This window comes from Mesorhizobium sp. M0923 (assembly GCF_040319365.1).
Taxonomy (GTDB): Bacteria; Pseudomonadota; Alphaproteobacteria; order Rhizobiales; family Rhizobiaceae; genus Mesorhizobium.
The window spans coordinates 1-21,399 of record NZ_JAMYNW010000043.1; the positions used below are offsets into that span (position 1 = coordinate 1).

Below are 21,399 nucleotides of genomic sequence, written 5' to 3' on the forward strand. Positions count from 1 at the left end.
CCCCACATCAACCAGTAAGCACCGGCATGCAGGAATAGCCGGAACTGGTTGGCCGTCGCTCTGGTGCAGGATGTGCGGTCGGCGGCAAGATGCGTCTTCCACGTGATGTGGTTCTCGGCCGCGCCGCGCCGGCAGTAGACATCCTCGTAGAGCGCCTTGGCCTTCCCACCGGCAAGGTTGGTGACGACGAAGCGGATATCGCCACCTTGGGCGCCGACCTCGACCCGCGCGATGATGCGCTCGACGCGGCTCCAACTAGCGGCGCCGTCAACGAACTCCTTGAACCTGCGGACGCTTGCCTGTCTTGGCCGACGCTTCGAAGCGCGCCGTCGTGCTGGCCTCCAGATCCGCGACATGCTTGCGCAGGGTCGTGGTGGGCGAGGCCAAAGATGAAGTCGACGTCGTTGGCGCGGCACCAGTCGATGACCTGCGGGTTGCAATAATGGCTATCGCCGCGGAGCAGGATTCGAATGTTCGGCCAGTTGATCCGGATCGCCCGCACCAGACGGTGCAGGTGGGGGCGGATCTCAGCCCCACTCGGCCGCTTGGCCGGTCGCAGGATCGCGCTGACGAACCGTCCCGCACCATCGAACACGACGGTCGGCTGGAAGCCGTACTCGTCATGGTGGGCATTGAACAGGCGAAGCTGTTGGCCTCCGTGCACAGCGTCGAAGGTGTCGTCAATGTCGAGTACGATCCGCTTCGGCACCTGCCGGAACGAGGCGCAATAGAGATCGACCATCGCCCGTCCCATCGCGACCAGCTCCCGCACGCCGGGTAGGTTCTCCAGCCGGCACAGCGTCGATTGCGACGCCAGATCCCGACCCGACGGCAGCACATCCTGGGCCATCTTGAAGACCGGATCGCGGCGCAGCCGGTTGGCGTCGTTGCCGTCCTCGTAGCCGGCGGCGATCATCTTCATGCGAAAGCCGATCATGTCCGCCAGGCTGTGGACGACCTGGTCCGGGCAGCGCGGATCGTCGATGCAACGCGCCAGACGGTCGGCCACCCGCAACCGCTTTTCCACCTCGGCCAAGGCCAGAACGCCGCTGTTGGACGACAGCATGCCGCCGTCGAAACGGGCGACGACGGACCTGCCGCCGACTGATGACAAACCGCTCAGCGGCAGCGCAAGATCGTTCATGGTGGGTGTGGTCTCCGGGAAATGGTTCGGATCGGCTTAAGCAACCAAATCCTACGTCATTTCAACGGCTTGCGCCACATCCACCAACCCCCATGAATTTTTCAGGCTAGGATCCGGACCCATAAAGGGATTCCACTGACGGTGGTTTTATGAGTCACGGTCTCCAAAGGGAGGCCACAAATGAATCGCGATTATTTCTGGCTGACGGAGGAGCAGGTTTCGCGGCCGCAGGCGCTGCTGCCAACCGACACGCGCGGCAAGCCAAGAGTCGATGACCGCCGAGCGATTAGCGGCATCGTCCATGTCCTCAAGTCCGGCGGCCGCTGGGTCGATGCCCCGCAAGTCTACGGGCCGAGAAAGACGCTCTACAATAGCTTTGTCCGATGGGCTGCCAAAGGCGTTTGGGTCGACATCTTCCACGCCCTGGCCTCGGCTGGCGGTCCTCCGGCTGAGGTCCTGATCGACTCTTCGGCCGTGAAGGCGCATCGCTGCGCTTCTGGCGGCAAAGGGGGGAGCAAAATCAGGCGATCGGCCGGTCGCGCGGTGGGCGAACCACGAAGATCCACGCCCTGACCGATGGCCTGTGCCGCCCGATCGCTTTCCTCTTGACCGGTGGCCAGGTCGCCGATTGCAGCGCCGGAGATTTGCTTCTGGAGCAGATGCCCAAGAGCCCGATCCTGCACGCCGACAAGGGCTATGATACCAATGCCATTCGCCACAGGTCTAGGCTAAAGGGGCGATGCCGAACATTCCGCCGAAGCCAACCGGCGCTGGAAGAACTGCTTCTCCCCGTTCCTCTACCGTGATCGCAACGCCATCGAGCGCATGTTCGGACGGCTCAAGGATTTCCGCCGCATCGCCACCAGATACGATCGATCGGCCACGAACTTCCTCGCTGCCGTCTGCCTAGCCGCTACGGTCAGTTACTGGCTGTGACAGTTGTCCTCGACAAACAGAAGCGAACTTGCGCCCTGAAGCAGGGTGATCGCTTCAGAAACGGTGCGAAGGAGTATGTCACTCGCCGGCTCGATGTCGTGGATGAGGCCGGCGGCCTCACCAATCATGATCGCGGCTATTGTGGGATCGCCGCTTGCCCACGCTTCCCGGTAGGCAGCGGACTGCGCGTCAATGTCGGCGAGGAGATGGGCCTCATTGCCGTGCCAGGCTTCCGTAAAAGCATTCTTCCGAACGCGCAGTGAAAACCGCGATGGCCAATCCAGGCGGCGCGCTAGGTCCATCACCGAGGTTCGAACCGTGTCGTCTCCGGTCGCGGCAAGGGCAGCCTGGTGCAGATTTGGATGAACGAGAGCCTCCAACGAGGCCCAGAAACGTGATCCCATCACGACGCCATCAGCGCCAAGCATCAGCGCCGCTGCAAGCCCACGACCATCGGCGATGCCACCGGCCGCGCAGATGAGCGTGTCCGGCGCCCGTCGCCGTACCAAGTTCGCGACCTCCGGAACAAATGTGAATGTCGCTCGCTTCTCACCGTGACCGCCGGCTTCCGCGCCTTGGGCGACGACAATGTCGGCTCCGGCATCAAGAGCGCGGCGCGCGTCGTCGAGGCTCTGGACCTGGCAGATCAAGGGGACCCCGGCGGCCCGTATCGCCGGCGAAAAAGGCGCCGGGTCGCCAAAGGATAGGAAAATCGCACTTGGTCGCCGCTCCAAGGCCTTATCGAGCAGGCGCGGGTTCCTGGCGAGTGACCAAGTTATGAAGCCGCAGCCGACAGGTCGGTTGCCAGATCGCTCGAACTCTCGCGTCAGCCAATCAGCGTCGCCATAGCCGCCGCCGATAAGACCAAGCCCTCCGGCTGAACTGACCGCACCTGCGAGTTCCCCGCCCGATGCGAATGCCATCGGCGCGCTGATGATCGGATGCTGCAGTTTAAGCCGATCAGTGAGACGGGTTACGATGCGCATCATCACTCCAACAGATTGCCTTGAGTATCGCAGGTTCGGTTGATCCTATCGAGCCCCGCTCAGCGCCCCGCGATTAACGGCAACCAGAGCCGCCAGCGCAGTCGACCGACGGTTATGAGTCCGGACCCTAACCCATCAGCAAACTTACGACCGGGCTTCGAGCCCGTCACCGATCGATCCAATGGCGCTGCGGTTACCTGGACGGACCTGAAAACCAGCCTGTCACAGCCTTAGCTTCGGTCCATCCTGCAATGCGGCACAAAGCAGATTTCAAGATCATGCGCGGCGTGAGATCTGCGTGGCCATCATCCTGAATCTCGTAGGCGCCAAATGGGCCTCGGCACATGAGGTCACTAACACTCTCGGTCTCTTTAGCCGCAGGCGGCAGTGAGCTCGGCTCAGCGCTCGTAATCGTTATCATTTGAGCGCTGGGTCTTGCGGTCCTGCTCTTCCGACTGCCGTGCCTTCTGTTTGTTGGCGTCCTTCTGCTTGGCTGCCACCTTCTCCTGCTCGGTGCCGGTGCGCGGCTGCTCCGGCTCGCGGGGATCGTCTCGAGTTGGAAGGTCTCGCCCTCGCGGCTCGCGCTCGGGGATCGGCTCGCCACCGCCACCACCACGACGCTGCTGCTGCCGCTCGAATTGTAGCCGCGCGAGACGGTCGTGCATCTTGTCGTTCACCTCTTCACGATACTGTTCGAACTGTCCTTGATGGGCCGGCGGCAGCGTCTCGCGCATGTTGTCCAGAGCCTGATTGACGCGGGCCATCTGACGCCGCATTTCCAAGGGGGTTTGCGCCATGTTCAAATCTCCTAGCAGTGCATTCAATTCTCTCATACCGGGATGGGACAGGAAAGACTTTTGCCCCGATTGATCAGCTCCGCGACCCGCGGCAGGACCTGGCTGCCCCTCCCCTGTCCGGTCGCGACGGAACTGCAGAAAATTGTTGCCGATCGACTCCGCTGCCGTGAGAGCCTGACCGACTACGCCCGCGGCCCGCATCGTCGTCACAGTCTTTTGCCATGCGGCAGCGATAGCATCGCCGTTCACGACAAGGGATTGCCCATCCAAACGGCGTTGCCGCTTGGCCTCCACCCGCTCGATCGTCCTGGCGCTGACCTGGTAGCGCGGATCGCTCTGGGCGCGGCTGTAGGCTCCGGCATGCTCCTTCGTGAACGGACGCGTCATCGCATGGTCCATGCGCCGCGTCGCCACCATCGCAATGCCGTTCTCGCGTGCCTTTTCAGCAAAGGCCTCGCGCCAGGCCACCAGATCTGGCTTGTTGAATTTGAGGCGCTCGCCGTCGGCAGAGCGTGCCTGCACCATCGCATGGATATGGACGTGCTTGGTGTCCTTGTGATGCGCCAGGACGAACTTGTATCCTGGCGCTCGCTCCTCGAGCACGGCGCGCGCCGCAGCCATGACGGCGTTGGCATCGGTGCCGGCTCTTGCCGAGAAAAGCAGGTGATAGGCATTGCGCCGCTCACGCCCCGAAAACTGCGGGCGCCATTGTTCATAGATCGAAGCCGCCGCCTTGGTGGAGCTTTTCACAGCAGGCACAGGCTCGCCATTTGCGTGGCGGATGTGGCTGTGGGTGCGGATGAACTTCTGCAGGAAATATTTCGCTTTGGGTTCACGGCTCACGGCCGCCGTTACCTCTGCCTTGGCGACCACCCCCGCCTCGCCCATGGCTTCAGACAGGCGCGCTTCGATCTTGTCGAGCGCCTTGCTGCGCGAATTTTTTTCCCGACCGCCGGCGAGCACCTTGGCAAGCGGTCCGGCCCGCTCATCGGTATGCGCGTAAACCTCCACCGTCTGTCCATCCTGCGCATAGATGAACGGTTTTGCCCCGAAGGCCTTGCTCAGCGCCTCGCTCAAGGCGGCATCGGTGACCTCGCTAGCGAGATCGAAGCGAACCTCGATAAAATTGGTGTTTTCCAAGGGCGGTTCGAACGTCTCGCAAAACGATTCCAGGAACGCCTTTCTTGCGGCACCTGTCGCAAGCACCTGCCCGTCCTCGTCGAAAATCTCGATGTCGTGTTTCTCGCCTTTTTCGTCCTCGCGCTTCCCGATGTAATTGAGCAGCCGGGCGGCAGCTTCCTTGGTCGATGGCGGATTGGGCATGACCTTGAACACGGCAGGCTGCGCGCCCGCCGCATAGCCTGCCCGTGCCGCCACGGCCCGCGCCTGATAGCCCGTCCGCGCCGCTCGTGCCGTACCGCTCGGACGAACAGCACCACGACCACCGCCGCCGCGCCGCTTCCAGTCTTCCTCCTCCTCTTCCGGCCGGAAACCGGCGAGCGTGACGCCATAGATCATGATCGGCGCGCTAGCGGCCTTGGGCGAACTCGCAGCAGCAGTGGACTTCGGTGCCCTGCTGGACATGGAGCTCCCCGCCGCCCCCAATCCTCCCGGCGACGAACAATGGGCGCTCCTGCCGCCACCTGCCGTCGAGCCGCCTCCTTGCCCGAGGCGTCCGCCGCCACCGGTCCGCTCATAACTCTTCATCACCTGGAATTCACCGGCCGCGCGTCGGATGCCCGTCACGGACTTGTCGTCGTCGAGCTCCTCACGCTTCACGCCGGACTCGCCCCGCAGATAGCGTTCGATTTCGGCCGCGTAGCCAGCAAGACGACCGCTCATGGCCTGGCCTCCCTCGCCTTGCGTGACCCGCCAGTCATCGCCTTCAGTTCCTCGCGAAACTGCCGCACCAGGTTGCCCACGGCGACCAGCGCCTGTTCAAGATCCTCATCGTGGGCAACACGGCCGTCGTTCATGGCGCGCACGGCCTGATTGAAATTGATGCCAACGCGCCGCAGCTGATCGGTCATGTCCACGATCGCCGGCCGCAACGCCTCTGATGCGATAGGCAGATGCCCGACCTCTGCCCGCACCAGACGCCGGACGACCTCGCTGACGGTAACGCCGTCTCGCTCCGCAATGGCTTTAAGGTTGGCCAGCTCGTCAGCCGAAAACCGGATGTGCGTCACCTCGCCGTAGCGTCGTGACGCGTTCTGTACCGCTGCTTTCTGGGCGCCTGCATCCATCTCTCAAGCCCGCTTGCGGGCGCTAAGGCCCGACAGGGCCGCGCCGCCTATTTTGTGTGTATCACAAAATAGGCTATCCTGCCAGAGGAGATGGAAAAGGACAAAGCCGACGTTCCTTTCTCACCAGCCCAGTTGTCAACCGCAGCGGGCCGGTCGCGATGTGTTTCCATCGTGACTTGATGTAGTGTGTCTATGATGCGTTGAGGACTTGTTTCCATGTTAACATGGAAACATCCGCCCTCTGATGCGTAGTCGGAAATGCGCAGTCGATGGGCCACCGGACCTATTCCTTCGCTGCAGATAGCAGCTGCGCAAAAACCGCACCGTGAACGAGCCCTTATTGGTGCGCGCCTGGGTTGCCAAACCAGTCTTCCCCGTTGACTATGTCACCATGTCTCGACCGTGATATTGTTCCATGTTGACTTGTTTCCATGTTAACATGGAAACAAGGAGACAACGCCGGAAGGAGGCCCCCATGATCATATCCGCTGCGATCCCCAAGGGCGGCACTGGCAAATCGACGATGCTGCGCGCCCTCGCATCCGTCGCGCTGCATCGGGGCTATTCGGTCACCCTTATCGACGGCGATCGGCGGCAGAACATGAATCGCTGGTTCCAGATGCTGGGCGACGCTGGCAATTGTCCTGACACGCTCCAGATAGTGAGCGCGATGACCCCGCAGGAAATCCTCCGCGCGGCAGCCACTCACAACGGTGAACGCTCGGTCGTCTTGATCGATACGGAAGGCACCACAAACGATAACCTCATGGCCGGGCTCTTCGCCGCCGATATTGTCGTCGTGCCGGTCTATTTTGCCCTCGACGATGTGACCGCCGCCATCCAGATCACCGACCACTACATCCCACTGGCGGTCGAGAGCCGGGGGAGACCGTTGCCAGCGATATTCGTGCTGACCAAGCAGACCATCATCGATGGCAGGGCGCGAGCTCTGACCGAACTGCGCGCCATCATCCAGGCCAACGGCACGCCCATTGCAGAACACGTCCTGCACAATCGCGTTGCCTACCGCGACCTTCAGACCGGGCAGACCCTTTACAGCCCCGAGCTGCCTGACGCGAAGGCGGTTGCCGAGAGCGAAGGGGTCTTTGACGACCTTCTGCAAACCTTCATCGAAGCCACAAGGAACGCGGCATGAGTGAAGAAACCGCGCCGAAACCCGGTGACGACAAGAAAGCCCGCATGATGAAGGCCATCTCCACGCAGCCGCCAGCGCTGCCGAGCCTGTTCATCCCACCAAAGGTCGAGACGTCAGGGACCAGGCAGCAAGCTACGCCACAGATGCAGGAACCGACAAAGCCGTCCCCGGCAGCCGGGCCCGATTTTCGCAAGCTGCTGCGGCAGGGTCAGAAAAAGGACCCCATCGCCGGAAAGAAGATTCGCGAGGAGGAGATGATCCGCTGCGGTTACTACCTGACGGCTGCGGAGCAGCGGCAGTTCAAGTTGCTGGCGATCAGCAACGGGCACAGCATGACCGAACTGCTGCGAAAGGCTGTGCAGGATTATATCCGCATTCATAAGCACAAACTGCCGAAGGAATAATCAGCGGTCGGGAGTCGCTATCGCATGCCGCGACGGGTGATGTTCGTGGCTCTTTTGCGACGCGCAAAAAAAGGGCCCGCGACGGAGCACTCCGTCGGGGGCCCTTGAGACGTGTTTGCCTACTTGGGTTGGTTGAGGTGTTTCAGCACCTCGCCGAGGATTGCGTCTCGCACCGGACGCCCGCTGGCTGCCGCTTTGTCGTCGACCAGCTTTGCGGTCAGTTTGGGCGACAGCGGCATGAAGTCGTAGCCGTGTGAGATGGCTGCATGGCGAAGATCCTCAAGCGCTTCGGACGCGTGATCGCGGGTGCCAAGCCAGAGCGCGGACTCGTCGGTCACTTCGTGGGGGAACGCTTGCAGGAAGTAGGTGCGAAGCGGTGGGTCGTAACCGATGACAGCGTCTGGATCCGAGCGGACTTTTCCGGTGACGGTGCCAGTGACAGTGATGGTGTAGCGGCTCATTGCAACCTCCTTTTGCCGGTGGGGAAGCCGGCCCCTCGAGGGGCCGGCCACCAATGCCTCACTGGGGGTTGTTCCAGAGGATGACCTTCTTGTTTTCCTCGCCACCCGGGGCGGGAGCGAGATTGCCGAAGATGACGCCGATCTCGGGGGCCTCCAGCTTGACCGAGAGGTATTCCTCGCCCGAACGCTGGGAGATGCGGTGCCAGCCGGCTCCGATCTCGAAGCCCGTGCGCTTGTTGACGATCCGGTAGTCGGGGGCGTCCTCGCGCGACTTGTTGGTGTTCGGGATGAGGGTGATCGGGGCATTGACCCGGAGCGTGGCGAAGACGCCTTCCATCGAGCCGTCGGCCTTGGTGGTGAGGTTTGCGATCGTGGTGGCCATGGTAGTTCTCCTTCGGTTGCATCGGGACCATTCCCGATGGCGCCAAAGGAGAGGGCCGTCCTGCTGCGGTCATCTCGGCGAAAATTCTGGAAAATTCTATTTGCCCAAAAATAGCGGGCAGGCCCTTCGCCTGCCCGCAGACAAAAAACAGAAATCGAATTTTCCTGAATATTCGCCGAGTGTACCCCCAACGGGGGTTGACCGCACAAAGCAGGCGGTCGTCTACAAAGGCGACATGAAACGGGAATGGCCCCGGATGCGGCAGATGGACAAGACCTCAGGCCGCCATCGCTTGACCGCCGACGCAATGCTGCCGGATCGCAGGAACAGGCTGCAGCCTCTCGGGTCATGTCGCCTGCGTCGTCAATGCCTCAAACAGCAGCATGGCGCGTGAACCGCCTAGCGCGTTCGGTATGGCGTCACAGCGGTTTCGAGATCGGAGCCGACTGGCAGCGAACTTCACGCCCTCTGGGCGATGCCTCGCAGCCAGGTTGGATGACCAAGCAAGCCAGGATGTTCGGCACACTTTCACCCGCTTCAGATGCGAGACGGGTCAAGATGAACCATCCGTACAACGCCCCGCGGCTCTGCGCGTGGACCGGTTTCGAAAGGGGCCGGCTCCGTCCGCTCATACAAGTGGTTAGGCGGCGAGGAGCCGGATCACATATCGGATTGAACCCGCAGGGCCTGTCGGCAGGACCGCATCCATCATCCTGGCAACGTTAGACGCTCATCCGGCGTCATGCGGGCTTCGGCTTGGCGGCGAATGTCCGGATCAGCATGGCGGAGCATCGCGCACCAGTCTTCCACATTGTACGTGGTCGCCATCCGGCCCCTGGCCAGATCGTAAATGACGCACGGCTTGTTCGCGATGGCGAGCCGAAGCACGTTGACGGCCGTGCCCGGTGATGCGCCGTCCCAGACCATCATCCCAAAGTCGGCGCGCCGCACCATCTCCCGGTCCTTGGCGGCGTGGAACCAGTGCTCGTGAGCTCCTTCAGGAGAAGGAACATGGTAGGCGGCCCAGTCGCCCAGATTGTTGCGGGGTTCCTTGCCGGCATGGAAGACCCCGACGTGCTCGTACTTGTAGCCGGCGAGCAGGCCCTGCGCCTCGGCATCGGCTCCAGGCGCGTCGCCAACCAGCACGCCGTGCTCGGCAGCAACGATTGCGCCGATGCGAGCGATGGCAGGTTCCGGCAGCTCGAATATGTCGCGTGATCCACCTATGAATATCATCGACATGGTGACTTTCCCTTCTCTCCCGCGTCCCCCGCCCCGCGCCGGCCGCCCTCTCCCCTGGCCCTGCGCGAGGGATCGTCACCCGAAGGCCGAGACGGCAAAGCTGGCTCGGGAAGCGGCGGGACGCCGCGACGAGAGCCCGGCCGGCCGCAGGCCGGCGCGCCCGGATCCTGCAGCTGCCGGAGGCGCTACGCGCATCTGGCTAGTTGCGCTTCGCGCTTGGAGCTAGTGGTCTTTGTCGGCCAGCCAGAGGCTCACGTCCTGGATCGAGCGCATGGCCGCGAAAGAGAACGTCAATCCAGACGGCTGACGCGGCGGCCCTCGCTGCGCCCTTCGATAAAGGCGCCTGCGATTTTCATCATGAATGCCTTGCTGAAACGACCGAGGGGCTTACCGTCGGCTTCGATGTACCAGGAGCGTTCGGCAATATCGTAGTTGTATTCGTCAACCACGATCCAGCAGCGTTTGAGATCGGTCAGACCGGCGCGGCGGCACTCGATAGTGGAGATTTCCAAACCGACCCGATCGCTGGTTGGTGGCTGGGTGGTTATCGCCAGGAGCGCGAGATGGGTCAGGCCATCTCTTGCGCCGCGGACAGCGATGACCACGCAGGTGGGCCGGCTCTTGCGGTCTTCCGTTTCGCCGCGCTCGTGTTGCCATGCCCAAAGATACGGGTAGGAGATCACCTGACCAGGCAGGAATCTACCGCTCCTCATCGTATCCTTCCCCGCGCGCCAATCGGTCGATCTCGGCGGCGAAGAGTTCCGTGTGTTCCTCCGGCATCTCGGAGACACGGTATGCGCGGCGGGGATCGCCGCCGATGCGCATCCGTTCGTAGTGCTCGTAACTCATCAGCACGAACCGGGGTTTCCGGTGCTTGGTAAGAATAACGGGTTCGCGGCTGGCAACGTCGGTGACGTCGCCAACCTGCTTGTTGAGATCCCCCGTCGTGAACTGGCGCATGGCTGGACTCCTTATCGATCTCCATATTATCTGGATTTTCTAGATTTGCAAGAAAACGGCGCTCACGCGCCGTCCTCCGCGAACCGCCACACGGGGATGCCGAGCCGACGCGCCTTGTCGGCAAGGTTCTCGGTGATGCCGGAGCCGGGAAAGACGATCAGGCCGTAGGGCACCACCGAGAGAAGCTGGTCGTTGCGGCGGAACGGAGCCGCCTTGGCGTGCCGGGTCCAGTCCGGCTTGAAGGCGATCTGGGTGACCTTGCGGTTCTCGGCCCAGCAGGCGGCGATGCGTTCGGCGCCACGCGGGCTGCCGCCGTGGAGCAGGACCATGTCGGGATGCTTCTCGCGGGCCTTGTCGAGCGCGTTCCAGATCCGGTCGTGATCGTTGCAGTCGAGACCACCGGCGAAGGCAATCTTGGTGCCGGCAGGAACGAGCACCTCGGTTTCGGCGTGGCGGCGGGCGGCGAGGAAGTCTCTGGAGTCGATCACCGAAGCGGTCATCGCCTGGTGGGAGACCTTGGAGCCGGTGCGCGGCCGCCATGCCGATCCGGTTTGTGCCTCGTAGAGGTCGGCAGCCTCATCGCGCATGATTTCCAGCACGTTGCGGCGCTCGATGTAGGTGATGCCCTCGGCGGTGAGCCGTTCCAGCTCGACCGACTTCACCTCGGAACCGTCCTGTTCCTGCTGGCTCAAGCGCTGGGCCTCCTCGTTGCGGTCGAGGCTGCGGGCGACGCGCTCGGCGGCACGGTGGAAGACGTTTGCGAACGACCAGAGCAGGTCGTCGAGATCGGGTTCGAGCCTGGTGTCGCCGAGCATGCCGGCCAAGGTCTCGACGATCCCGGCGAGGCCAGTCCGGATCACCTCGTCGTCGGGAAGTGGCCGAGGATCAGGTTCGTCCTGATGCGGACGGTGGCCGTACATCTGCAGTTCGAGGATGACGCGGTCGGTCGGCGAGGAGGCGTGGTAGGGCTCGTAGGCGTCGTCGAGAGGAAGCTCGTAGGTCACGGCGTGTCTCCGTCGGTTGTGGCCGCGCCCATCGCGGCCTGACAGCGCATCCCGGCCGCGCCCCGGACGCGGCCGCACCGAAGGCCGGAGCGCAAGCGGAGGACGGCGCCGCCGTTGCGGCCGTGACCGGGGCGTGGCAGGGGTCGCCTCTCGGGCAGGCCGCGGGCGCGGCCTCTCTGGTGGAGCGCCGCCATGTCTGCAGGCTGTCCGGCGACGCCGCGCCGGCCCGCGTGCCGGCCCGACCCATTCATCCGGGCGGCAGGAAGAGACGGGCATCCTCCGGGACGAGCTGGTCACTGAGCCATGCCGCGAGATGGGCCGGGCCGAGATGACGCAGGTCGTCGTTGAAATCGCCGAGCTGCGGCCGCAACACCAGGGCGAGGATCCCGGCTTCGCCGGCTCGCTGGCTGAGACGCTCGATGCCGTGCCGGCCGGCGGCATCGGCATCGGCCGCGATGTAGAGGCGACGGCAGCCAGGCGGCAAGGTCAGGCCGGCGAGGTGATTGGCCGAAGTGGCGGCGGCAACCGGCAGCGCCGGCATCACCGTCCGGAGCGACGCCATCGTCTCGAACCCCTCGCCGGCGGCCATGACGGGCGCACCGGGCTGGTGGCCGAGCCATATGGCGTTGCCAAGAAGATGCCCGAGCGAGCGGCGGGGATCGGCGAGCTGCGCCTTGCCGTTGCCCGAAGCATCGAGCCAGGTGCGTTGCAGGCCTGTGGTCTGCCCGTTGAGGTTGGTGACAGCGGCAATCAGCGCAGGAAGCGTCCGCGTCTCGCCCGTTACGAGATCTCTGTAGTAACAGCCGGGATGGAAGCGCAGGGCACGCTCACGTGGGGAGAGCAGAATGCCGCGGCCGGCAAGATAGCGTTCGGCCAACGTGCCGGCGATCGGCTGGGACATGCCGAACAGGCGACGCGCGGCGTCGGGAGAGCCGCGTTTCGCGGCTAGCTGGCGCCGCGCGTCAGGAGCTTGGGGCGGTGGCAGCGGCATGGAGAGGAAGCGACGTGCTTCATCCGCGACCTCGCGGAAGTCGACCAGACCACAGCTCTGCTCGATGACGTCAAGCAGGTCGCCATATTCTCCCGATGACTCGTCGACCCATTTTCCGGCTGCCTTGCCGCCAACCGCCTTGAGCCGCACATGCATGGAACGGCCGCGTGTGTTGCGGACATCGCCGACCATCCAGTAATTGCCCGAGCGATGGCCCTTGGAGAGATATTCGCGGCACACCGCCTCGGCATGATCGCCAAGGCGGCGTGCCAGCTCGGAGGCCGAGGCGGTCATGATCGCCTCCCCTCAAGCCGCCGAGGTACGGTCGGTGACGCCAACCAGCGTGTGGCGATCGAAGAGGGAGGCGAGGATGGAGGACCCTTCCTCGGTCGTCGGGATGAACAGCCGGAGCTTCCAGGAGATGATCTCGGCGATCAGTCCCAGCGCCTTCAGCCGGGGAACCATGGCATCGATGAAGCCGATCAATTCGACACGGTAGTCGTTCATGACGCGGCTGCGGCGCAGAATCAGGCCATCGGCGAGTTGCAGTCCGATCCGTCCGTCGACAAGCCCGGTCCAGGCATCTTCCGGCGCGAGCTTGGGTACATCGTCGAACCCCAGATTGCGCAACATGGTCGCGAAAAGAGTCGGCGCGATGTGACGACCGATGATGCGTTCGCCGGCATCGGTCTGGATCCGGTAGACCTGACAATCATGATCCGGCAGCCGACGCCAGATCGGCAACAGCAGACCCGTCACGATGTGAAAGGTGCTGGTGGTGAACTCCGGGACGGCGGTGACTTCTGCCTGCCACAGCTCGCAGAACAGTTTTCGGTCGGCGGGCTGCCAGTGGGTCTCGGCAAGGGCGTCGAGACCGAAGCGCAGTTCGTCCGTCGGCCGCAGCAGGCGCACTCGGTGTTCGACGGTTCCGTCGTCGAGCATCAGGCTCGCCGTGGGAACCCGGATCGCCGTGCGGTTCGATCGCGTGTTCACCAACAGAACCGCTTGCGGTTCCGCCCGGACGATGGCCAGCGCGTCGACGAGGCTGAGCGGCCGTGTACGGTCCTTGCGCGCGACGGTCAGCACATGCGACTGCGCGCCCGAGACCGGGTGCGAGTAGACGGTGCGGCGATCGGTGACGACGATGCTCTCCGCCGTGATCGTCTCCAGACCTTTGTCATAGGAGCCGGCAGCGATCGCGCCCTCGACCTTCGCCGCCATCAACTGCTCGAACACCTCGAACAGCAGGTTCTGGGTTTCGATGCGCAGCGCCAGCAGGCGATTGAGCCAGGTCGTGATCGGCGGCAGTTCGTCGCGCAGCCCGCCCTCGTCAGTCGTCAGCGACAGGCCGGTCACGGTCTCGAAGGTCGTGAGCGAGCAGCCCTCGATCCTGCCCTGATGCAGCAGCATGTAGAATTGGCGAAGTGCGGCCCGCGCGTAGGGGCTTTCGAGATTGTCCTCGGCACGGAACAGCCCTGCCCCGCCGGTCTGGCGCTGGCCGCGCGTGATCGCGCCCAGCGTGTCAAGCCGCCTGGCGATCGTCGACAGGAAGCGTTTGCCGGCCTTCACATTGGCGGCCATGGGCCGGAACAGCGGCGGTTGCTTCTGATTTGTGCGGTGGGTCCGCCCGAGACCCTGGATGGCGTTGTCCGCGCGCCAGCCGGCCTCGAGCAGATAGTGCTTGCGCAGCCTCTGGTTCCTGACCCCGAGATCGGCGTGATACGAACGGCCGGTACCGCCGGCGTCCGAAAAGATCAGCACGCGCTTCTCGTCATCCATAAAGCTCTGGGTCTCGGCGAGATTGGCCGAGCCAGGGCGATTCTCGACGGCAAGCCGGTCGATGCCGTCGCGGCCGGTCTTCTTCACGATGCGGCGGGACCGGCCGGTCACCTCGGCGACGGTGTCGGCGCCAAAGTGATGGATGATCTGATCGAGCGCGCTACCGACCGGCGGCAGCGATGCGAGTTTTTCGATCATCTCGTCGCGCCGGCGAACAGCCTCCCGGCATTGAACCGGGTTGCCATCTTCGTCGTGGACAGGCCGCGAACAGACATAGCCTTCGGCGTCCGAATATTCCTCGAACAACTGGGTGGGGAAGGAGTGCATCAAGTACCCGCCGACATACTCGCGCGGCGTGACGTCGACATGCAGGTCCGACCATTCCTCGGTCGGGATCTCGGCAAGGCGTCGTTCCATCAGCGCTTCGCCCGTCGAGACAATCTGCACGACTGCCGAATGGCCATCGGCAAGATCCTGTCCGATCGCGCCGATCAGGGTCGGCGTCATCGTCGAGGTAATCAAATGCGAGAAAAAACGTTGCTTGGTGCTCTCGAACGCCGAGCGCGCCGCCGCCTTGGCGTTGCGGTTCAGCGTGCCGGACTCACTGGTGATGTTGGTCGCCTCGAGTGCGGCGGTCAGGTTGTTGTGGATGACCTGGAAGGCGTCCGCATAGCCGTTGTAGATGCGAATCTGCTCGTCGGTCAGCTCATGCTCGAGCAAGTCGTATTCGACACCGTCATAGGAGAGCGAACGCGCCGTATAGAGGCCAAGCGACTTGAGATCGCGGGCGAGCACTTCCATCGCCGCGACACCGCCGTCCTCGATTGCTGCCACGAACTCGGCTCGGTTGGCGAATGGAAAATCCTCGCTGCCCCAGATGCCGAGACGCTGCGCATAGGCGAGGTTCTCGACGGCGGTCGCACCGGTCGCGGAAACGTAGACGACGCGCGCGTCGGGAAGGGCGTGCTGCAGCCGCAGCCCCGCCCTGCCCTGCTGCGAGGGCGCGACGTCGCCACGCTCGCTTTTGCCGCCAGCGGCATTGGCCATGGCGTGCGCCTCGTCAAAGATGATGACGCCATCGAAAGATTTTTTGGCCCCCGACTGGTTTTCTCCAATCCCTGTCTGGCTTTCTTTAATCCCCGTCGGGCCTTCGTTCCTTCCCGCCGAGTTTTCTCTGTTCCCCGTCGGGCATTCGTCCCTCCTCGCCGGCTTCTCTCCAGTCCCCGCCGGGCCTTCGGCCCTCGCCTCTTGTCCAACCCAGTCGAGGATCTGGGCTATCCGGGATTTCTTGCCTCCCCGTTCCTGCGAGCGGAGCGTGGCGTAGGTCGTGAACAGGATGCCCTCGGCAAGGCGGATCGGCGTGCCCTGCCGATAGCGCGACAGTGGCTGGACGAGGAGTTTTTCCTGGCCAAGTGCCGCCCAATCGCGCTGAGCGTCCTCAAGCAATTTGTCCGACTTGGAAATCCAGATTGCACGGCGGCGGCCCTGCAGCCAATTGTCGAGGATGATGCCGGCGACTTGCCGTCCCTTGCCGCAGCCGGTTCCATCGCCCAAAAACCATCCACGGCGAAAGCGGACAGCGTTCGCAGCACCTTCTGGCGCGGCCGAGACGACATCGCAGGTTTCGTCGACCGTCCAGGTCCCGGCGAGATAGCCGCAATGGGCTTCGCCGGCGTAGATGACGCTTTCGAGCTGGGCGTCCGACAGCAGGCCCTCGTCGATGATCTCATCAGGAAGAAGCGGGCGATAGGAAGGTTTTGGCGGCGCCACGGCGGCCATTGCGGCCGACTGCACGAGCGGCGTCGGATGCGGTTTTGCGCGGGGAATGTCGATCGACTGGAGCGCGTAGGGTTCGTAGATCGTGTCGGTGAGCCGGCCGCCCTCCTCCGGCATCCAGTCGCGTAGCTCATAGGCGAGGGGGACCGCCGGCGTGCTGTTTGCCTTGACCTGGCGGGCGGGTTTCGCCTGCGCAATCGGGCGGAACGGTTGGATGGCCTTCGGAGCAGCCGTTGAGACAGCGAGGGGTGCGGCTCTCGCCCCCGATCGGGCACCCATGTGCGCTGCTGCCTTCCTCAGGATCCCGTGCGACAGAGCGCCGATCGAATCCGGAAAGCCGCCCGGTGTCCGGGGCGGCAGATCCGTGATCCAGGAGAGCAACGTTTCGACATCTGCGGCCTTGCCGGGCGACCGGATGAAGCCGGTCGGGTCGGTGGCCGGTACCTTGTCGATAATTGTCAGGCGGGTCTCAGTGGTGGTGCCATGGCGGGCATAGACACGGCCGTCGATCGCTGCGGTGAAGACAATGGTGCCCTGCTGCTGCAACCGTTCGAAGGCCGGCCGCCATTTGGGGCTTTCCGAAGACAGCCCGGTGCCGGTGATGGCGACCAGGCGCCCGCCCGGACGCAGGCGTGCGAATGCGGAGGAGAGGTGCCGCCATGCCGCATCGGCGACATGGCCGTCGACATAGGCGCCGACGGTGAAGGGCGGATTCATCAAGACGACGGACGGCTTGATCGCAGGTTCGAGATGATCGTCGATATGGGCAGCGTCGTGCCGAGAGACGGGCATGCGCGCAAACAGCAGGCCGAGGAGATCGGCCCGCGTCGCGGCAAGCTCGTTGAGGGCGATCGAGGCGCGCGCCATCTCGGCATGGACGGCGAGCAGACCGGTGCCGGCCGAGGGTTCGAGAACGAGGTCGCAAGATGCGATCGCCGCGGCGTGCGCTGTCACGAAGGCAAGCGGCAAGGGCGTCGACAGCTGCTGCATGGCCTGGCTCTCGTCGGACCGTCGCGTATGGGTGGGAAGAAGGTCGGCGATGCGCTTGATCATCGCCAGCGTTGCCTGGGGCGTGGTGGACCGGGACAGGATCGCAGGGCCGAACCGGCGCAAGAACAGCACCTGGGCGACTTCGAGCGCCTCATAGGCGTCCTTCCAGACCCAGAACCCTTGCGCATCGCTGCCGCCAAAACCTGTCGTCATGGCGGTGCGCAGTGCGGCGGTGGTGACAGGCTTGCCCTGCTCGAGGAAAGGCAGAAGCCGCATTGCCGCTTGATAGATTGCCTGGGCGTTGTTGATGGAGGCCGGCGTCGGCGCGTCGAGGGGAGCGGCAGTCCGCGCAACGGCAGGTGTGGTCGAAACGATGTTCATGGAGATGTCCTTCGCGAGAGGGGAGGCGCCCGCGCCGGCACTCTCTCCGCGCCAGCCGGGCCGCGCTTCTCCCCGCTCCCCTCTGCCTCTGGCGCCGATCCAACAAACGGGTTGCGCTCTGCGCAAACCCATGACTTGATGCGCGCACAGGGATGCGGCGGCGACCTGGAGCTGCGGAGGTGATGCGACGGTTCAGAATTGGCAGTGAGGTCTACGAGGAGGCAGCGCCTGACCTGCAGGCGGCGCTGGCGAACGCCTATGCCCGCACCGAGCGTCCGCTATGCCTGTGCCGCGAGCCGGGCTGCCCGATGTACATCGCCCGCATCGGCGACCTTCACCTGATCAAGCGCATGCCGCTGAGCGGCGGCGGGCATGATCCATCCTGTGATTCATATGAATCGCCTTACGAGCTGTCCGGCCTGGGCGCCTTGATGGGCAGCGCGATACAGCTCGATCCGCAAAGCGGCTTGGCGGCTTTGAAACTCGATTTCAGCCTGTCGAAGACGGGGAGCCGGGCAGCGTCCGCGCCTGCTGGCCAGAGCTCCGCCAGTGTAGCCGCCGACCCCAGGAGGATGTCGCTGCGTGGCCTCCTCCATTATCTGTGGCACGAGGCCGAATTGACGGTCTGGACATCCCGATGGGCTGGCAAGCGACATTGGTGGAATGTCCGCTGGCATCTGCTCGAGGCTGCCGGGCAAATGACGGTGAGGGGCGGGCCGCTCGCGGATATCCTGTTCGTGCCCGAGCCATTTCGCGCCGAGAACAAGGAAGCGATCGAGCAGCGTCGCAATGCGGTTCTTGCACCTGCGCTCCCGCCGAAATCCGGCCCACGAAAGCTGCTGGTCCTGGTCGGCGAGGTGAAAGAGATTGTTCCTGCCCGCTCCGGTCAGAAACTCGTCATCAGGCACCTGCCCGGTTTTCCCTTCATCATCGACGATGCATTACATCGGCGTTTGCCGGTACGTTTCGAGAAAGAATTGTCGCTGTGGGGAGCAGATTCCAGCTCACATCTGATAGTGATCGCGACCTTCGGATTGAACCCGGCCGGTCTCGCCATTGTCGAGGAGGTCGCGTTGATGGTGGTGTCCGAGAACTGGATTCCTTACGAGACGGTTCCGGAGAAGCGGCTGGTCGACGCGCTCGCCCGCCTTCGCGAGAAGAGCGTGAAGGGATTGCGCTACGACCTGCAAACCGACCAGCCGATCGCCAACGCTTTGCTCCAGAACAGGCAGCAGCCGATCGCGCTCTTTGTCGTCCCCGCCGGTGCGGACGAAACATTCGAGGCTTCGTTGCAGGATATGGTCGCGAACCGGCCGGAGATGGGTGCGTGGACCTGGCGGGTCGGTGACGGGGAGATGCCGGCCCTTCCATAGGCTGGGAACGACATCTCAGATTTCCATCAATGCCGTGAATCGATTGGCGGCCATCGATTCAGACATGCGTTGGACAAGGATCCCCGTTGTCTTGGACCATGACGGTATGGTGAGGGGTGACCAGCGATCGTCTTTTTCGGTGACCATGCTGTGGGTTTGCGAAGATCCGCGGCGTAAGCACAGTGGGCGCCTGATCGTTGTCAGCGTTGAACTCGGCATGCCATTCGAGCTGTCCGAACCCCGCGTTGCATCGGCGAGCGAGACGCTGGAGAGTTGGCTTTCGCATCGGCGTCCGTCCAGGGCGGCACCGCGGTCGATGGTTGCGTTGGGTGGACGATAGGCCTTGGCCAGCGTAGATGTGACCCGATCCCGCAACGGACCGATTCCCATCCGAAGGTGGTGCAATAAATGAAGCGGCAGAGCCGACCCTTCATCGTCGAGGTGAAGAAGAAGCGTGGCGAATCCGCGCGGCAGCGTTCGATCTAGGGAAATCTCGATCTCGCTGCGATCGACGCGGAAACGGCGCGGGAGCTGACGAAGATCAAGTCGGATGTTAGCTGTTATGGCGAGTCATCCGGCGGGTCGCGGCGTTCTTCGATAATCGCCCTGGCCTTCTCGACTGCCGCGATCGCCTTCGGCAGCCAGCGCTCGAACTCTACTTTGGAAAGGCCCATCGGCTGGGATGGTTCTGGATCGCGGAGGTTGGGACGGTCGGGCACGGCTGAGGACGAAGACCTCGTCCGTGTTGGCCTCGAACAGCATTAGGATGCGGTCGCCGATGGCGACACATTCGTTGATCCAGCGACGATCGGAATCGCGGTACCTTGTAGTTCGATCGGGCGGCACATAGACAATCGTGAAGTGTGACAGCGTCTCGCCCGTCGGCGCCGCATAGAAGTGCTCTTCCACCTCGATGACGACCCCGCCGGTGCTGTAGGAGGTGGCGACCGTGTCGCCGGGACGTACGAGATCGGCGACCGTTAGCGCTCCTGGGGGCGTGCGCCGGTATTGGCGGCGATCTGGGGCACCGGGGCTTGCGGTGTAGGTCGAGTACGCCATAGGTGTCCTTGCCGGCCCCTGGCGGGTGTTTACGGGGGGTCCGCATCGTTGTCTCCTCCCCTCCTGGCGCCTCGTGCGCGAGTTGCCGGCAAGCGGCTGTCGATCTCGTCGTCCGACAGGTCTTCGAGCAGTTTCAGGATCGTTCGTGGCCACCGTTGTTGACGAGAACGACGCGTTTGCCACGGTGGTCCGCGGGCCAGGTGTGGGGATTGATCTCGCCGGCGATCCCCCTGAAGTCGGGATGCGTCGCGTTCCAGATCGCCTCGAGCTTTTCCGCGCGGGTCATGCTGTCGCTCGCGCCGGTCTCGTGGGCGATGATTGCGGCGCGCATCTTGTATCCGGGGATTGCCGATCCGTGAGGTCGCAAAAGCCATGAAAACAGCGTTCGCGGCCCCGGATCCGGATCGCGAAGAATACGCTGGTCACGTTGCCGGCCTTGAACTCCGACATGCCGAACATGCCGGTGCGCTTGAAGAGCGGCGGCAGCAAATCGAGCATGAAATGGTATTCTGACGCGGTGATCTGGAACCACTCGCCTGAATAGGGAGTGCCGGAAAGCAGATCGATGCCGGGAGTATCTTTGTGTCGGCTGAACAGTTGGAACATCTGCTCGCGGGTGGCGACGCCGTCGAGCACCTTCCTGAAGGGTGGATGTGCGGTCATGGGGTTCTCCTGAACGCGGGTCGGCCGCGCGCGGCATGAACCGCGTCGTCGCAAGTGCTTGGTGATGTTGTGGCTGTCGACTGGCCGAGCCTGCGGCCAGCGTGTGCACCGGCGATGATGGGGTTTGCAGGGTTCAGGCGGCGCGTCGTTCGGAGGAAGGCGAAGCGTCTCGACCAACCCCGGTGATGGCACGGACGGCGGCGGCGAGCGCCGGGATATCGTCGAGCATGCCGAGCGCGACGAAGTGGTTGGCCCCGCCGGTATAGTCCTTGCGGTCCTTGCAGGTGCGGATCAGGATGCCGGACCTGAGGACAAACCGAACTGGCCGACCTGGATGTAGGCGCGGTGATGGTGCAGGGTAATTTCACCGGAAACGGCTATGCCCGCCTTGTTCGAGCGCAGGTCGAAGCTTCCTGCGGCAGGGCAAGTTCGTTAGCGAGTTTCTTCAGCCGTGAACGGGCTGTCGTGTGAAAACGTCTCTTCTGCTGCTCGTCATAGGAGCAGCTTCTGTTCCAGTCGAACATGTCGATCTCCATGAAATGGAACAGGCCCGGGGGGGGGGGGGGGGGGGCCGGCGGGGGGGGGGGGGGGGGGGGGGGGGGGGGGGGGGGGGGGGGGGGGGGGGGCGGGGGCCGCGGCGGGGGGGCCGCCAGGGCGGGGCGCGCCGGG

Annotated in this window: 19 protein-coding genes and 2 pseudogenes; 5 read left to right on the forward strand and 16 right to left on the reverse strand. The window is 63.8% G+C overall.

The genetic code is table 11. From position 1 onward, the window contains the following. Both NKH89_RS34920 and NKH89_RS34925 read right to left on the reverse strand, forming a co-directional pair. Positions 1–356 (reverse strand): transposase (locus tag NKH89_RS34920; RefSeq protein WP_352911833.1); only part of this gene is annotated, 356 nt, incomplete at its 3' end. Then, positions 353–1,144 (reverse strand): annotated as a pseudogene (locus NKH89_RS34925) (IS1380 family transposase); the annotation flags it as partial. The gene NKH89_RS34920 and the pseudogene NKH89_RS34925, both read right to left, overlap by 4 nt. A 180-nt stretch (positions 1,145–1,324) precedes the next feature. Between NKH89_RS34925 and NKH89_RS34930 the strand changes: the two are divergent. Continuing rightward, positions 1,325–2,080: pseudogene (locus NKH89_RS34930) on the forward strand (IS5 family transposase). On the opposite strand, the gene NKH89_RS34935 reads toward NKH89_RS34930, so the two are convergent. The 3 genes from NKH89_RS34935 to NKH89_RS34945 form a co-directional block, all read right to left on the reverse strand. Continuing rightward, positions 2,068–3,066, reverse strand: coding sequence for an NAD(P)H-dependent flavin oxidoreductase (locus NKH89_RS34935; protein WP_036246111.1), 999 nt, complete (start codon positions 3,064–3,066; stop codon positions 2,068–2,070). The pseudogene NKH89_RS34930 and the gene NKH89_RS34935 overlap by 13 nt on opposite strands. 398 nt (positions 3,067–3,464) lie before the next feature. Then, complete coding sequence (locus NKH89_RS34940) at positions 3,465–5,705, reverse strand: relaxase/mobilization nuclease domain-containing protein (RefSeq protein WP_352468573.1); 2,241 nt, start codon at positions 5,703–5,705, stop codon at positions 3,465–3,467. Beyond that, positions 5,702–6,109, reverse strand: coding sequence for a hypothetical protein (locus NKH89_RS34945; RefSeq protein WP_023723225.1), 408 nt, complete (start codon positions 6,107–6,109; stop codon positions 5,702–5,704). Before NKH89_RS34945 ends, NKH89_RS34940 begins: the two co-directional genes overlap by 4 nt. 475 nt (positions 6,110–6,584) lie before the next feature. Between NKH89_RS34945 and NKH89_RS34950 the strand changes: the two genes are divergently transcribed. Both NKH89_RS34950 and NKH89_RS34955 read left to right on the forward strand, forming a co-directional pair. Next, positions 6,585–7,265: a nucleotide-binding protein gene (locus tag NKH89_RS34950; protein ID WP_352468592.1), complete on the forward strand. Its 681-nt coding sequence runs from the start codon at positions 6,585–6,587 to the stop codon at positions 7,263–7,265. Next, entirely contained in the window at positions 7,262–7,669 is a 408-nt protein-coding gene (locus tag NKH89_RS34955; protein WP_352468574.1) for a hypothetical protein, read from the forward strand. The genes NKH89_RS34950 and NKH89_RS34955 overlap by 4 nt, the downstream gene beginning before the upstream one ends. A 119-nt stretch (positions 7,670–7,788) precedes the next feature. On the opposite strand, the gene NKH89_RS34960 is transcribed toward NKH89_RS34955, so the two are convergent. The 8 genes from NKH89_RS34960 to NKH89_RS34995 all read right to left on the reverse strand — a co-directional run bounded on the left by NKH89_RS34960 (position 7,789) and on the right by NKH89_RS34995 (position 17,635). Continuing rightward, on the reverse strand, positions 7,789–8,130 hold the full coding sequence (locus tag NKH89_RS34960) for a hypothetical protein (RefSeq protein ID WP_352468575.1): 342 nt from the start codon (positions 8,128–8,130) through the stop codon (positions 7,789–7,791). Positions 8,131–8,188: 58 nt separating this feature from the next. Continuing rightward, positions 8,189–8,512 carry a DUF736 domain-containing protein gene (locus tag NKH89_RS34965; protein ID WP_006205585.1) on the reverse strand — a complete coding sequence of 108 codons (324 nt, stop codon included), beginning with the start codon at positions 8,510–8,512 and terminating at the stop codon, positions 8,189–8,191. 708 nt (positions 8,513–9,220) lie between these two features. Next, positions 9,221–9,754: a TIR domain-containing protein gene (locus NKH89_RS34970; RefSeq protein WP_023723229.1), complete on the reverse strand. Its 534-nt coding sequence runs from the start codon at positions 9,752–9,754 to the stop codon at positions 9,221–9,223. Positions 9,755–10,044: 290 nt separating this feature from the next. After that, a complete protein-coding gene (locus NKH89_RS34975) occupies positions 10,045–10,467 on the reverse strand; it encodes a hypothetical protein (protein ID WP_031195560.1) in 423 nt (140 codons plus the stop codon). Continuing rightward, positions 10,454–10,714 carry a type II toxin-antitoxin system prevent-host-death family antitoxin gene (locus NKH89_RS34980; RefSeq protein ID WP_352468578.1) on the reverse strand — a complete coding sequence of 87 codons (261 nt, stop codon included), beginning with the start codon at positions 10,712–10,714 and terminating at the stop codon, positions 10,454–10,456. The genes NKH89_RS34975 and NKH89_RS34980 overlap by 14 nt, the downstream gene beginning before the upstream one ends. A 62-nt stretch (positions 10,715–10,776) precedes the next feature. After that, entirely contained in the window at positions 10,777–11,718 is a 942-nt protein-coding gene (locus tag NKH89_RS34985) for a DUF2493 domain-containing protein (protein WP_352468579.1), read from the reverse strand. Positions 11,719–11,965: 247 nt separating this feature from the next. After that, positions 11,966–13,003: a DUF7146 domain-containing protein gene (locus NKH89_RS34990; protein ID WP_352468580.1), complete on the reverse strand. Its 1,038-nt coding sequence runs from the start codon at positions 13,001–13,003 to the stop codon at positions 11,966–11,968. A gap of 12 nt (positions 13,004–13,015) precedes the next feature. Continuing rightward, on the reverse strand, positions 13,016–17,635 hold the full coding sequence (locus NKH89_RS34995) for a strawberry notch-like NTP hydrolase domain-containing protein (RefSeq protein WP_352549791.1): 4,620 nt from the start codon (positions 17,633–17,635) through the stop codon (positions 13,016–13,018). Positions 17,636–17,817: 182 nt separating this feature from the next. Between NKH89_RS34995 and NKH89_RS35000 the strand changes: the two genes are divergently transcribed. Then, positions 17,818–19,008, forward strand: coding sequence for a DUF1173 domain-containing protein (locus tag NKH89_RS35000; protein WP_352468582.1), 1,191 nt, complete (start codon positions 17,818–17,820; stop codon positions 19,006–19,008). A 570-nt stretch (positions 19,009–19,578) separates the two neighbouring features. Here NKH89_RS35000 and NKH89_RS35005 read toward each other — a convergent pair. From NKH89_RS35005 to NKH89_RS35015, 3 genes are all read right to left on the reverse strand, one after another. After that, positions 19,579–20,067 carry a hypothetical protein gene (locus NKH89_RS35005; protein WP_352468583.1) on the reverse strand — a complete coding sequence of 163 codons (489 nt, stop codon included), beginning with the start codon at positions 20,065–20,067 and terminating at the stop codon, positions 19,579–19,581. A 133-nt stretch (positions 20,068–20,200) separates the two neighbouring features. Further along, the gene (locus NKH89_RS35010) at positions 20,201–20,353 is read right to left on the reverse strand and encodes a hypothetical protein (RefSeq protein ID WP_352468584.1); all 153 of its coding nucleotides are present in this window, start codon (positions 20,351–20,353) and stop codon (positions 20,201–20,203) included. Next, positions 20,350–20,703 (reverse strand): DUF1419 domain-containing protein, encoded by a 354-nt coding sequence (locus NKH89_RS35015; RefSeq protein WP_352468585.1) that lies wholly within the window; start codon positions 20,701–20,703, stop codon positions 20,350–20,352. Before NKH89_RS35015 ends, NKH89_RS35010 begins: the two co-directional genes overlap by 4 nt. Before the next feature lie 151 nt (positions 20,704–20,854). Between NKH89_RS35015 and NKH89_RS35020 the strand changes: the two genes are divergently transcribed. Next, positions 20,855–21,070 (forward strand): hypothetical protein, encoded by a 216-nt coding sequence (locus NKH89_RS35020; protein WP_352468586.1) that lies wholly within the window; start codon positions 20,855–20,857, stop codon positions 21,068–21,070. The last annotated feature ends 329 nt before the right edge of the window (positions 21,071–21,399 follow it).